Raw genomic sequence first — 12695 nt, forward strand, 5'->3', positions numbered from 1 at the left:
TGTTTATGCCGGTAGTGACAGGGGCTGTGGCGTGCTTGATGCGGGCAGGTTCGCGCATCAGCGCATCAACCGTTCACAGCTTTTTGCAGACCGTCAAAACCCTATCGGCGGCATTGGAAATTGTTGGAACCGGGCTAGGTACGTCTTGCGCAAATACAAGGGGGATTGAGCGTAAATCTTTCCCGCTGTCCTTGAAAGAATGCGGGTTCCGTTTTGACTTTGGCGCACCGTCCGGGCAGCTTGAAATGCTGCGGAAATGGTGTGGTGTTTGGAGTTAATCTACGTCATCCCTTTGTTTTTTTTATTTAGATTCAGTCCATCCATCTATCAAAGGCTGTCTGAACGCATTTTAAAAATATTTCGACAAACCTGTGATCTAAAATCTTCAGACGGCCTTTTCACAATTCTCACGACTGGCTATAATCATTTATGCGAATGGTTCGTATTTTAAATTGAGACAGGAAAAATTATGACTACCCGTACCGAACATGACACCATGGGTGATGTTGAAGTGCCGTCTGAAGCTTACTGGGGTGCGCAAACCCAACGCAGCCGCAACAATTTCAAAATTGGCGGCGAAACCTTGCCGCAGCCTTTAATCTACGCTATGGCCTTGGTGAAAAAAGCCGCTGCTGCAACCAATGTGTCTTTAGGCCGCATCCAAACAGAGCAAGGCGACTTGATCACGAAGGCAGCAGATGATGTGCTGAATGGCAAACTCGACGACCAATTTCCGCTGGTGGTTTGGCAAACCGGCTCGGGCACGCAGTCCAACATGAACATGAACGAAGTCATCGCTAACCGTGCCAATGAAATCGCAGGCAGCGGTTTGGCCGCGTATCAGCCTGTCCACCCCAACGATCACGTCAACCACGCCCAGTCCACCAATGACAGCTTCCCGACCGCGATTCACGTTGCCGCTGCCATCGAAATCAACCGCCTGCTGATTCCGGCAGTCCAAGCCCTGCGCGATACGCTCGATGCCAAAGCCAAAGCGTTTGAACCGATTGTCAAAATCGGCCGCACCCACCTGCAAGACGCCACGCCGCTGACTTTAGGGCAGGAATTTTCCGGTTACGTTTCCCAGCTTGACCACGGGTTAAGCCGCTTGAACGATGCTTTGCAGGGGCTTTACGAATTGCCTTTGGGCGGCACTGCCGTCGGCACAGGCTTGAACAGCCATCCGGAATATGCCGAAAAATCTGCCGCCAAACTCGCTGAATTATCCGGCTTGCCGTTTGTGACCGCGCCGAATAAATTTGAAGCCTTGGCCGGACGCGATGCTGCCGTTTACGCCTCGGGCGCATTGAAAACCTTGGCCGCAAGCCTGAATAAAATCGCCAACGACATCCGTTGGCTGGCTTCCGGTCCCCGCTGCGGTTTGGGCGAAATCAAAATTCCAGAAAACGAACCGGGTTCATCCATCATGCCGGGCAAAGTCAACCCGACCCAATGCGAAGCACTGACCATGGTTTGCTGCCAAGTATTCGGCAACGATGTCACCATCGGCATGGCGGGCGCATCGGGTAATTTCGAATTGAACGTATACATGCCCGTCATCGGCTACAACCTATTGCAATCCATCCGCCTGCTGGGCGATGCCTGCAACAGCTTCAACGAACATTGCGCTGCCGGCATCAGACCCGTACCGGAAAAAATCGACTATTTCCTACACCATTCATTGATGTTGGTGACCGCTTTAAACCGAAAAATCGGCTACGAAAACGCTGCCAAAGTGGCCAAAACCGCTTACAAAAACGACTGTTCCCTGAGTGAAACCGCCATCGAATTGGGCTTATTAAGCGGCGAGGAATTTGACGAGCTGGTCGTGCCTGCCGATATGGTACATCCGCGTTAAAACTTGCTTGAATTTTGGTTTAAATCATATTCAAACTATTAAAAAGGCCGTTCACCTGCGTCGCACATTTCCGAGCAAAAAAGCGCTATACAAGTCGAAAAGTGCAGCAACATTGGACACTTGCGCACATTTTCAACGCCGTAGGCGTGTTTTTATGCCGAAAAGATGCCGCGTGATGAAATGAGAACACACCCTAAATATCAGGGATATCATTAACCAGGCGGAACGACCGAATGATCGTGCCGGGACCTGACAATGACGGCCCGAGATGAGTTAAATCTTACAAAAATCTCACGCTTTGACCCATTTATTGACAAAAAATCCATAAGAAAACGGCATACCTTCACAGATATGCCGTTGAGTAGGTCAAGAGAACCGCTATGAATGGCAGTGGTTTGTGTTTTAGTCCTCTTGCGCTCCGGTTTGCAGGTAGTTTGCCAAACCGATTTTGGCAATCAGTTCCTGCTGGGTTTCGAGCCAGTCGATTTGTTCTTCGTTACCATCTTTTTGTTTTTCCAACAAATCGCGACTGACGTAATCTTGTTTTTCTTCGCACAAGGCGATGGCGGCGGCCAAAGCTTCGTGTTTTTCGTTTTCTTTGTTCAAATCGCAAGCGATGATTTCTTCGGGACTTTCGCCAATCAGCAATTTGCCCAATTCTTGCAGATTCGGTAAACCTTCCAAAAACAAAATACGCTCAATCAAATCATCGGCTGCTTTCATTTCAATAATGGATTGTTTGTAGAAATGTTTGCCCAATCCTTCAAAGCCCCAGTTTTTTAAAATGCGGGCGTGTAAAAAGTATTGATTGATGGTTACCAAAAGCAAGCCCAAGTTTTTATTCAGTTCGCGGATAACTAAACGGTCGCCTTTCATCATTAGCCTCCTCGTTCAATTACATTTGACTTTGGTAATAATTGCTTTCGCCGATCAATTCAATCAGGCGCAATTGTTGTTCCAGCCAGTGGGCGTGATCTTCCTCGGTGTCTTTCAATTGCTGAATCATCAAGTCACGGGTCACATAGTCTTGAACTTCTTCACACAATTTGATGCCTTTTTTCAGCGCATCACGTACTTCATATTCGGTGTTCAAATCTGCCTGCAGGCAGCTTTTCACATCGGTTCCGATGTTCATGTCGGTGCGGACCATTTCAGGTGTGCCGCCCAACATCAGAATACGACGGATAAAGTCTTCAGCATGCTGGGTTTCTTCTTCCATTTCGTGATTGAGACGTTCGAACAATTTGGTGTAACCCCATTCCGAATACAGACGCGAATGGATAAAATATTGATCGCGGGCAGCCAGTTCGCCAGCCAACAATTCGTTCATATAATCAATTACTGCTTGATTGCCTTGCATGGTGTTTCCTCTTTCTTGAAATGCCGCTTCGGGCAAATGGTGTTTGTTTCAGAATGGGACGCATTGTATTGAAAATTTTCTTTCGATACAACTTTTCTATTTAAAATACAAATAATTATCAAAAATATCTTACGTATAAAAGGCCGTCTGAAAAAATCAATTGTATGATTTTTATTGCTTTTTATTGCCATTGGTATTAAGAATCTTTTACGATTCAATGAATTATTTACATTATTTAACTATAAGCAAAAGCAAATAAAGCAACAATCTCTATCAAATTTAATTATGAATTATGCTCAGCCGCTTTTGCCTATTTCCTTGCAACACAGCCCCCAACCAACCGCCAAAAATATCCGTGCCAATCCAATGGCTTTACTTTAATTTTATCGTGCTATAATGCCAAGTTATCTTAAAAACTTATTAAGGCACAGTTCAAGCCATGAAACAAATTCGCAATATTGCCATCATCGCACACGTCGACCACGGCAAAACCACATTAGTTGACCAATTATTACGCCAATCCGGCACATTCCGCGACAACCAGCAGATTGATGAGCGCGTGATGGACAGTGGTGATATTGAAAAAGAACGCGGCATCACCATCTTGGCTAAAAATACCGCCATCGAATACGAAGGCCATCACATCAACATCGTCGATACCCCCGGACATGCCGATTTTGGCGGAGAAGTAGAACGCGTATTGGGCATGGTCGATTGCGTAGTATTGCTGGTTGACGCTCAAGAAGGCCCTATGCCGCAAACCCGTTTTGTGACTAAAAAAGCATTGGCTTTGGGCTTGAAACCGATTGTTGTGATCAACAAAATCGACAAACCGAGCGCCCGACCGAGCTGGGTAATCGACCAAACATTCGAATTGTTTGATAATTTAGGTGCAACCGACGAGCAATTGGATTTCCCGATTATCTATGCTTCAGGTTTGAACGGTTTTGCCCGCCTGAACGAAGAAGACTCCAATACCGACATGCGCCCGCTGTTTGACACCATTTTGAAACACACCCCCGCACCAAGCGGCAGTGCGGACGAAACCCTGCAACTGCAAATTTCCCAGCTCGACTACGACAACTACACCGGCCGCTTAGGTATCGGCCGCATTTTGAACGGCCGCATCAAGCCGGGTCAAGTGGTTACCGTGATGAACCACGAAGAACAAGTGGCGCAAGGCCGCATCAACCAATTGCTGGGCTTCCGCGGCTTAGAGCGCATTCCGTTGGAAGAAGCCGAAGCCGGTGAAATCGTAATTATTTCCGGCTTGGAAAACATCGGTATCGGCCTGACCATTACCGACAAAGACAATCCTAAAGGCCTGCCTATGCTCAGCGTTGACGAACCAACCCTGACCATGGACTTTATGGTGAACACTTCCCCGTTGGCCGGCACCGAAGGTAAATTCGTGACATCGCGCCAAATACGCGACCGTCTGCAAAAAGAATTATTGACCAACGTTGCCCTACGTGTTGAAGACACAGCCGATGCCGACGTATTCCGCGTATCCGGCCGTGGCGAATTGCACTTGACCATTTTACTGGAAAACATGCGTCGCGAAGGTTACGAATTGGCCGTGGCCAAACCGCGCGTGGTTTACCGCGAAATCAACAGCCAAAAATGTGAGCCTTACGAAAATCTTACCGTTGACGTACCTGACGACAACCAAGGCGCAGTCATGGAAGAGCTTGGCCGCCGCCGTGGCGAACTGACCAATATGGAAAGCGACGGCAACGGCCGCACCCGCTTGGAATACCATATTCCGGCACGCGGCTTGATCGGTTTCCAAGGCGAATTCATGACCCTTACCCGCGGTACCGGCCTGATGAGCCACGTATTCGACGATTACGCACCGGTGAAGCCGGATATGCCGGGCCGTCATAACGGCGTGCTGGTGTCGCAAGAGCAAGGTGAAGCCGTGGCTTATGCCTTATGGAACTTGGAAGACCGCGGCCGTATGTTTATCTCGCCTAACGATAAAATCTACGAAGGCATGATTATCGGTATCCACAGCCGCGAAAACGACTTGGTAGTAAATCCGTTGAAAGGTAAAAAACTGACCAACGTGCGTGCCAGCGGTACCGATGAAGCCGTGCGCCTGACCACGCCGATTAAATTGACACTGGAAAGCGCGGTTGAATTCATTGATGATGATGAATTGGTTGAAATCACACCACAATCCATCCGCCTGCGCAAACGTTACCTGAGCGAATTGGAACGCCGCCGTCATTTCAAAAAAGACTAATCCGGCTTATTGATGATACAAAGGCCGTCTGAAAAGCTATAATGCTGTTTTCAGACGGCCTTTTTTAACTTTTAAACACCATGATTGAAAACCCTGCCCAAGCCGCCGGCAGCGGACATTCCATCACCAATGTCGAACAAACCGCACCGCGCAGCAACACCAGAAACGCACCCAAAGCCGCCATTCACCAAACCTTAATATTCCACCGACAGCTTTGTCCAACATGATTATTTAGCCAAAGGCGAAAATCTTCCCGAAATCATGCTGCCTGCCCAAGCCGGCCAAACCAATTGGCTACACTTTATCGGCATCAACAATATAGAGCTGCTCAAGCACGCGCTTGAACCTTACAGCATTCACGAATTGGTGATGAAGATATTCTCAGCCGCAAACAACGACCCAAAATCGAAGATTACGGCCACTATCTTTATTGCCTCACAAATCTATCATTACAGCAGCACCAAACTGCATTCCAATCAGATTTATCTTGTTATCGGCAAAGATTTTGTATTGCCATTCCAGCAAAAACCACTGGGGTTGTTCAGCCAATTCCGCCAAATTATGGGCAATAATCCGAACCGCGTTTTAGACAAAAACACTGCTTTTTTAGCTTATTGTCTGCTTGACCGGATTGTCGCTGATTATTTCATCGTTTTGGAAGACTACAACAACCGCGTTGAAGCCATCGACAACGCCTTATTTTAAAGACAAAAACGGCGACACCCTTTTAAACAGAATCCACCACCTCAAGCGCGATGCCGCGCGTTTACGGCGTACCCTGCTGCCCATGCGCGACGTGTTTTACCAGCTCACCCTTCGCGGTGATTACGATATTTTTGAAGGCGAATCCACTGTCTATCTGCGCGATGTTTACGACCACAACACGCAATTAATCGAAATGCCGGAAGCCTCGCGTGATATGGTGGTCAGCATGATGGATGTGCATTTATCGTTCCAATCCAACCGTATGAACCAACAAATGCGCGTCTTGACCGTCATTACTATTATGTTTATGCCTTTAACCGTGCTCACGGGCATTTACGGCATGAACTTCGACAATATGCCCGAATTGCATTGGCATTACGGCTATTATGCGATGCTCGGTTTGATGGCGGCGATTATCATCGGCCTGCTGATTTTCTTCTTTCGTAAAAAATGGTTATAACCAAATTTATAAATTAAATTGGATTAAATATTTTAATTCACTATAATAATTATTCACCCTATAATAAATGCGAGTTATCAATATGGAAAATACCCAACGCCAGGCATCACACGAATTAATCATGTCCGAACTGATGATGCCCGACACCGCCAACTTCAGTGGTAATGTCCACGGTGGTGATTTATTGCGCTTGCTCGACCAAGTTGCCTACTCATGTGCCAGCCGTTACAGCGGACACTATTGCGTTACCCTATCTTGCGACCGCGTATTGTTTAAAGAGCCCATCCACATCGGCGAATTGGTAACATTCTACGCCAGCGTCAACTACACTGGCCGCACCTCAATGGAAATCGGCATCCGCGTCGAAGCGCAAGACATCCGCACCGGCAGAATCCGCCACACCAACAGCTGCTATTTTACCATGGTGGCGATGGAAAACGGCAAAACCGTGACAGTCCCGCAATTGGAAGTCAAAACCGAATTACAACGCTGCCGCTGGGAAAAAGCCAAAAAACGTAAAGAACTGAGCCTGCAAAGCAGCAAAATTTCTTGCAAATCTTAACTGCTGTTTTTTGCCCAACACAATCAAAAAAGGCCGTCTGAAACTTTCAGACGGTCTGATTTTGAAGGCCGTCTGAAAAATAGAGGCTGTATTAGCTCAGCCTTAAATACCACACCAAAACCGCAAGACTTTAAGCTGCCCTTTTGGTGCGCCAAAGTTAAAACGAAATTCACATTCCTTCAGGAATAAAGGGAAAGGTTTCCGTTCTATTTCCGTAGAATGAGCTTTACCTGATTCCGGAAATTTTCAATACCATCAATGTGGTTTTGACGGCCTGCAAAAAGCCTTGAACGATTGATTCGGTGACAAGTAAACCCACTGACAGCCAACACATCACAGCTTTTATAACCGTCCGTACAAACAATGCTGTCAGACATGGTTTTCCGTTTAATAACAGGCAGTGACGTACCTTTCCCGGTGTTTTCTGCAACAACGGTAATAAACCTTACCCTGCCGTTTCAAAATACCGGATACGGAGCGGCTTTACCCGCTGCTTTCGCGATCCCGTTTGCCTTTACACTGAACGCCGGAATACCGCCCATCCAGCCCGACGGAACCATCAAAAACTTTATCTGCTTGAAGCGTTAAATGGCAGGCAACAACCTGACGGGTTTTACGGTAAACAACGCTGCTGCATTGGGGTGGATATCCAATAAACCGGCAGCCGGACGGGCAGTAACTCCGGGTACAAAAACCTAAGTTGTTTCTTTTGTACTTTTTTAGATAATTTACAGTATGTTATCTTCATTTTCGAATGAGTAACATAACTGCCAATCCAATACAGCCCCTTATATTTATATCAGCCCACGCGGTAAAACGCCAAACTACCCAACAAATTCGGAAAATATTTCACCTGCCTGCTGCCAGTCATCACTGCACGCTCCTGCACGCGGATTTTGTTTTTCGCACACAGCAAATCAAAATCCTTCAGCGTACACCAATGGATATTCGGCGTATCGTACCAATGATACGGCATGTGTTCCGATACGGGCATATGACCGCCCAAAGCGATTTGCATACGGTTGCGCCAATAGCCGAAATTCGGAAAGCTGACCACCGCCTGCTTCGATACGCGCATCAAACTTTGTAAAATCAATTCGGTATTTTGCATGGCCTGAATTGTTTGGCTCAACACAATCACATCAAATGAATTGTCGCCAAACTCTTCCAAGCCGCGTTCCAAATCAGCCTGAATCACATTCACGCCACGCCCCATGGCCGCGATAAGACTGTCAGTATCGATTTCAATGCCGTATCCGGTGCAATTTTTGTGCGACACCAAAGCCGCCAGCAGTTCGCCATCACCGCAACCCAAATCTAACACACGGCTGCCTTCTGGAATCCAATCATAAATTAATTGTAAATCATCGCGTAAATTCATGATTTAATCTCCTTCGCAACATTGTCCATATAAACCGCAACGGCGCGGAGATAGGCATTGTCTTCCATTAAAAAAGCATCATGACCGTGGTTGGACTGCACTTCGATATACTGCACCGATTTTCGTGCGGCAATCAGAGCTTTGACCAATTCTTTCGAGCGTTCCGGTGCAAAACGCCAGTCGGTGCTGAAACTCGCCACAAAAAACTTGGCCTGCACGTTTTGCAGGGCTTTGCTGAGATTATTATTGTAATCCACCGCCGGATCAAAATAATCCAAGGCTTTGGTCATCAATAAATAAGTGTTGGCATCAAAGCGGCCGGCAAACTTATCGCCCTGATAACGCAGATACGATTCCACCTCAAATTCCACACCGTAACCGTATTGATAGCCGTCCGAATGCAATTCGCGCCCGAATTTCTTACCCAGGCCTTCTTCCGCCAAATAGGTAATATGCCCCATCATGCGGGCAATGCGCAGGCCGCGGGTCGGTATCTTCTGTTCACGCGCGTAATGCCCTTGGTTAAAATCAGGATCGGTTAAAATAGCTTGGCGGGCAACATCGTTAAACGCAATGTTTTGGGTAGAAAGTTTTGGTGCAGAAGCAATCACCAATGCATGGCGCACACGCTCGGGAAAATCAATCGTCCATTGCAAAGCCTGCATACCGCCCAAACTGCCGCCGACAATCGCCGCCCATCGTCCGATACCCAGCACATCCGCCAGCATCGCTTGAGATTTCACCCAATCTTTCACCGTTACCACCGGAAAATCGGCACCGTAATCCTTACCAGTCAAAGGATTTTCCGACAAAGGCCCCGTGCTGCCGTGACAGCCGCCCAGGTTGTTCAAACCGACCACAAAAAAACGTCCGGTATCAATCGGTTTGCCCGGGCCGACCATGCTGTCCCACCAACCTGGGTATTTATCTTCCGCCGTATGGTAACCGGCGACATGGTGATTGCCCGATAAAGCATGGCAAATCAATACTGCATTGTTTTTTTCTGCATTCAATTCGCCATAGGTCTCAATCATCAAATCAAAATGCGGCAAAGTCTGGCCGTTTGCCAGCGCCAACGTCGTTTCAAATGCAATTTTTCGGGGTGTCACAATACCCACCGAGCCATTTTTACTCATGATTATTCCAAGGGTGAAGCAAAAAATCCATTATACTCAAAATACGTCATAAATCACATTCCCAACAAAAGGCCATCTGAAACTCAGCCCGCATTATCATTGGTAGACGCCCAACTTAAATTGTCATAACATTCCATCTGCAGAATGGGTCTTTACAAGGGTAATTTTCCCTAAAACACTGCTTGGTCGCAGAGATGCAGCAGATTGCCCAACCACATTATTGGAGAAAGACAGCATTTTTTTATGCTACCCTGCTATGCGTTCGGTCTGGGCAGAAGCGGCTGCCGCTTTGACCGCCGAAGGCGAGAATAAAACCGCATGGCCGCAACATCTCCAATCAAAGGTTGCAGCCATGAAAACATGCAGTATTTCGCATGGTATTTGTCCGACGACGGCAAACACTGGCAACGCTTGACCGAAGACGGCCGGCCTCGGCATCAGCAAAGTATGGCTTCCGCCGGCCTGAAAGCGGCCACCGGTACCAATGATGCCGGCTATGGCATATACGCCTTTATGACCTAGGAAAATGCAATCAAAAAGGCGCGGTTCGAAAATACAGGCGTAGCGGAATGTATGTGGTAACGCGCGGCGGTATTTACCTTGTTTCGCCGACCTGACCGCTTGAGGCGAAATGAACAAACGCGGCCATCCGCAGTCGTTTCACCACTGGAAATCCACAACCCTCTCAAAATTGTTTTGGTACCGGCAACCGGCAGCAGCAGCCCGGCAGCATTTCATGTGCCCATGCATTTCCAAAACAAAAACGCTCTGTCGCCGTCCGGGCAAATGCATGCCGCAGATAAAATCCGACTGTTAAAAACCGGGTCAATCAGGCTCAAATACATCCGATAAATTGTTTGCCATCTTACCAGGAAATGTTTGCCCGATATTCAAGCCGGCTGAAGCGGATTTTCAGACGGCCTTCTTTAAACACTACAGAACCGCTCCCATGATAGGCCGCCTGCTCCGAATCTTTTTCTTTTTTGCCCTCATTACTCTGATTATCAACCGACTGTTCAGCCGCAAGCAAAAACGTGCCTTACGCGAAGTGGCGCAAATCAGTGCCCGAGTCTTGGCGGGCGCATCGGTGGCGACGCTGATTTGGTATTTGATTATGCTTTATTTCAAGCATATTCCGAACGGTTATTAATTAATATAAAAGGCTGTCTGAAAAGCCGTTTCCCGAGACAAATCCACTAAAAAATGCTATGCTTTGCGCTTTAAATCTGTCAAACCGATTGTCTGAAACAATGAAAAAGTTTCTTATTCCGACCGCTGCATTTGTGATTGCTGCAGCACTCGGCACCCCTTACTATCTTGGCATTCAAGCAGAAAAAAACCTGACTTCACAGCAAAAACTATTACAAGAATCCGGCTTTCTAACCGTTGAGTCGCATGAATACGCGCGCGGTTGGTTCACTTCCACCGAAACCACCGTCATCCGCCTGAAGCCAACTTTGCTGCAAAACACGCAGAAATATCTGCCTGATAATCTGAAAACCGTTTTAAAAGAGCCGATTACCGTGATCAACCACATTACCCACGGCCCTTTTGCCGGCGGTTTCGGCACGCGCGCGCAGGTTGAAACAGAATTCCAATACCGTCCCGAAGCCGCCAAAGTTTTGGCACGTTTCTTCGGCGACAAACCACCCGTGAGGATGACCAACACCGTTTACTTCAACGGTAACGGCGTGATGAAGCTCAGCATTCCCGAATTCGATTACGAAGAATTATCCGGCATCAAACTTACTTGGAAGGGTTTGAACGGCCAAACCGATTATCAAAACAACTTTATCGGTTATGCGCACGATTACGCTGCACCTTCGCTGCAAGTCAAATTGGCCGACAAAGGCGATATTTCCCTAGAAAATCTGCGCTTCCAATCCGAAATTTCAGACGGCCTCAACAGGCTTTCTTTGGGAAAAAGCAGCATTATGGCGGATAATTTCCTGCTGCAGTGGAAAGAAGGCATTGATTACAATGTCAAATTAAACGAATTGGTTAACTTGATCACCAATTTGCAAATCGGCGCATTTATCAATCCGACCGGGACGATTGCGCCTTCAACCATTGAAGTCGCCAAGTTCAAATTTGAAACCCAAACCAACGAAGTGGATAACTTCATCAACAGCGAAGGGCGTTTCAAATTCGACACCCTCATTTACGGCAAAGACCGATACGGCCCGCTCGACATCAATGTCGCCGCCGAGCATCTCGATGCACAAGGCTTATTGGCGCTCAAAAGCAAATTGGCGCAAATCGCCGATAAAGAAATGAGCGAAGCGCAAATTCAAAACGAATTGATTCAGACGGCCAAAACCGATGCTTCGGGCTTGTTTACCCAAAATCCGGTATTAAACGTTAAAACATTCAAATTTACCATGCCTCAAGGTAATGTGGATGCTTCCGGCACTTTGGCATTTAAAGGACTGACACCAAAAGATTTGGATAACCTGCCGGATATGCTGAAAAAAACCGAAGCCGACTTCAATCTGCAAGTGCCGAAAAAATTGCTGGAACAAATGGCAGTCAATCAAGCGCGCAGCATTTTCAGCGTGAATCCTGAAGACGAAGCCGCCGGACGTGCCACCATCGACGACATCAACGAAACCTTGCGCTTAATGGTCGACAGCACCATTCGAAACATGTCGCGCGACCAATACCTGACCTTGCAGGACAACCATGTGAAAACGCATTTTCGCCTGCAAAACAGCGAGCTCAAACTCAACGGTAAAGTCTTGGAAACCGAACCGGAAGCAGCATTTGACGAAAGCGAGATGTTGTCCGATGAAGCATTTGGAGAACACGCCGCTTCAGCTGCATCTGCCGTATAATCAATCATTTCCGTCCATCTATGGGTCCGCCTGAAAGGCAAATTGATCCCTTTTCCTTTCAGACGGCCTTTTGTATGATTTTATCTTGCTCAGATTCTTATCAAAAATCAATCTGTCAACCATCAGCATCCGTTTTAAAAATATTGAACCA

14 protein-coding genes and 2 pseudogenes are annotated in these 12695 nt (G+C 47.3%); 11 read left to right on the forward strand and 5 right to left on the reverse strand.

Annotated elements, in window-relative coordinates; translation table 11 throughout:
• Both C7N83_RS14630 and fumC read left to right on the forward strand, forming a co-directional pair.
• Positions 1-278 (forward strand): annotated as a pseudogene (locus tag C7N83_RS14630) (IS1595 family transposase); the annotation flags it as partial.
• 191 nt (positions 279-469) lie between these two features.
• Positions 470-1858, forward strand: a complete 1389-nt coding sequence (gene fumC, locus C7N83_RS05395; protein ID WP_106741170.1) for a class II fumarate hydratase — start codon at positions 470-472, stop codon at positions 1856-1858.
• A gap of 402 nt (positions 1859-2260) precedes the next feature.
• On the opposite strand, the gene bfr (C7N83_RS05400) is transcribed toward fumC, so the two are convergent.
• The gene (bfr, locus tag C7N83_RS05400; protein ID WP_106741208.1) at positions 2261-2734 is read right to left on the reverse strand and encodes a bacterioferritin; all 474 of its coding nucleotides are present in this window, start codon (positions 2732-2734) and stop codon (positions 2261-2263) included.
• A 19-nt stretch (positions 2735-2753) separates the two neighbouring features.
• The gene (bfr, locus tag C7N83_RS05405; protein ID WP_106741172.1) at positions 2754-3218 is read right to left on the reverse strand and encodes a bacterioferritin; all 465 of its coding nucleotides are present in this window, start codon (positions 3216-3218) and stop codon (positions 2754-2756) included.
• 174 nt (positions 3219-3392) lie between these two features.
• Here bfr (C7N83_RS05405) and C7N83_RS15180 point away from each other — a divergent pair, with 174 nt between their 5' ends.
• The 6 genes from C7N83_RS15180 (at position 3393) to C7N83_RS05425 (ending at position 7193) form a co-directional block, all read left to right on the forward strand.
• Positions 3393-3599: a hypothetical protein gene (locus C7N83_RS15180; RefSeq protein WP_106741173.1), complete on the forward strand. Its 207-nt coding sequence runs from the start codon at positions 3393-3395 to the stop codon at positions 3597-3599.
• A 58-nt stretch (positions 3600-3657) separates the two neighbouring features.
• Positions 3658-5466, forward strand: coding sequence for a translational GTPase TypA (gene typA / locus C7N83_RS05415; RefSeq protein WP_106741175.1), 1809 nt, complete (start codon positions 3658-3660; stop codon positions 5464-5466).
• A gap of 80 nt (positions 5467-5546) precedes the next feature.
• Positions 5547-5693, forward strand: coding sequence for a hypothetical protein (locus C7N83_RS15825; protein WP_245911138.1), 147 nt, complete (start codon positions 5547-5549; stop codon positions 5691-5693).
• A gap of 34 nt (positions 5694-5727) precedes the next feature.
• Positions 5728-6171 carry a CorA family divalent cation transporter gene (locus C7N83_RS16575; protein ID WP_281256740.1) on the forward strand — a complete coding sequence of 148 codons (444 nt, stop codon included), beginning with the start codon at positions 5728-5730 and terminating at the stop codon, positions 6169-6171.
• Positions 6143-6631: a CorA family divalent cation transporter gene (locus C7N83_RS16580; protein WP_281256741.1), complete on the forward strand. Its 489-nt coding sequence runs from the start codon at positions 6143-6145 to the stop codon at positions 6629-6631. The genes C7N83_RS16575 and C7N83_RS16580 overlap by 29 nt, the downstream gene beginning before the upstream one ends.
• An 82-nt stretch (positions 6632-6713) precedes the next feature.
• A complete protein-coding gene (locus C7N83_RS05425; protein WP_106741176.1) occupies positions 6714-7193 on the forward strand; it encodes an acyl-CoA thioesterase in 480 nt (159 codons plus the stop codon).
• 102 nt (positions 7194-7295) lie between these two features.
• Here C7N83_RS05425 and C7N83_RS05430 read toward each other — a convergent pair.
• From C7N83_RS05430 to metX, 3 genes and pseudogenes are all read right to left on the reverse strand, one after another.
• A pseudogene (locus C7N83_RS05430) lies at positions 7296-7941 on the reverse strand (IS1595 family transposase).
• A 51-nt stretch (positions 7942-7992) separates the two neighbouring features.
• The gene (metW, locus tag C7N83_RS05435; protein WP_106741178.1) at positions 7993-8574 is read right to left on the reverse strand and encodes a methionine biosynthesis protein MetW; all 582 of its coding nucleotides are present in this window, start codon (positions 8572-8574) and stop codon (positions 7993-7995) included.
• On the reverse strand, positions 8571-9710 hold the full coding sequence (gene metX / locus C7N83_RS05440; RefSeq protein WP_106741179.1) for a homoserine O-succinyltransferase MetX: 1140 nt from the start codon (positions 9708-9710) through the stop codon (positions 8571-8573). Before metX ends, metW begins: the two co-directional genes overlap by 4 nt.
• Before the next feature lie 318 nt (positions 9711-10028).
• Between metX and C7N83_RS05450 the strand changes: the two genes are divergently transcribed.
• The 3 genes from C7N83_RS05450 (at position 10029) to C7N83_RS05460 (ending at position 12544) form a co-directional block, all read left to right on the forward strand.
• The gene (locus C7N83_RS05450) at positions 10029-10232 is read left to right on the forward strand and encodes a hypothetical protein (protein WP_211296588.1); all 204 of its coding nucleotides are present in this window, start codon (positions 10029-10031) and stop codon (positions 10230-10232) included.
• Between the two features lie 427 nt (positions 10233-10659).
• Entirely contained in the window at positions 10660-10860 is a 201-nt protein-coding gene (locus tag C7N83_RS05455; protein WP_106741183.1) for a protein MIGRI, read from the forward strand.
• A 100-nt stretch (positions 10861-10960) separates the two neighbouring features.
• Positions 10961-12544 carry a YdgA family protein gene (locus C7N83_RS05460; RefSeq protein ID WP_106741185.1) on the forward strand — a complete coding sequence of 528 codons (1584 nt, stop codon included), beginning with the start codon at positions 10961-10963 and terminating at the stop codon, positions 12542-12544.
• The last annotated feature ends 151 nt before the right edge of the window (positions 12545-12695 follow it).

It is taken from the genome of Neisseria iguanae, assembly GCF_003013245.1.
In the GTDB taxonomy this organism is placed as follows: Bacteria; Pseudomonadota; Gammaproteobacteria; order Burkholderiales; family Neisseriaceae; genus Neisseria; species Neisseria iguanae.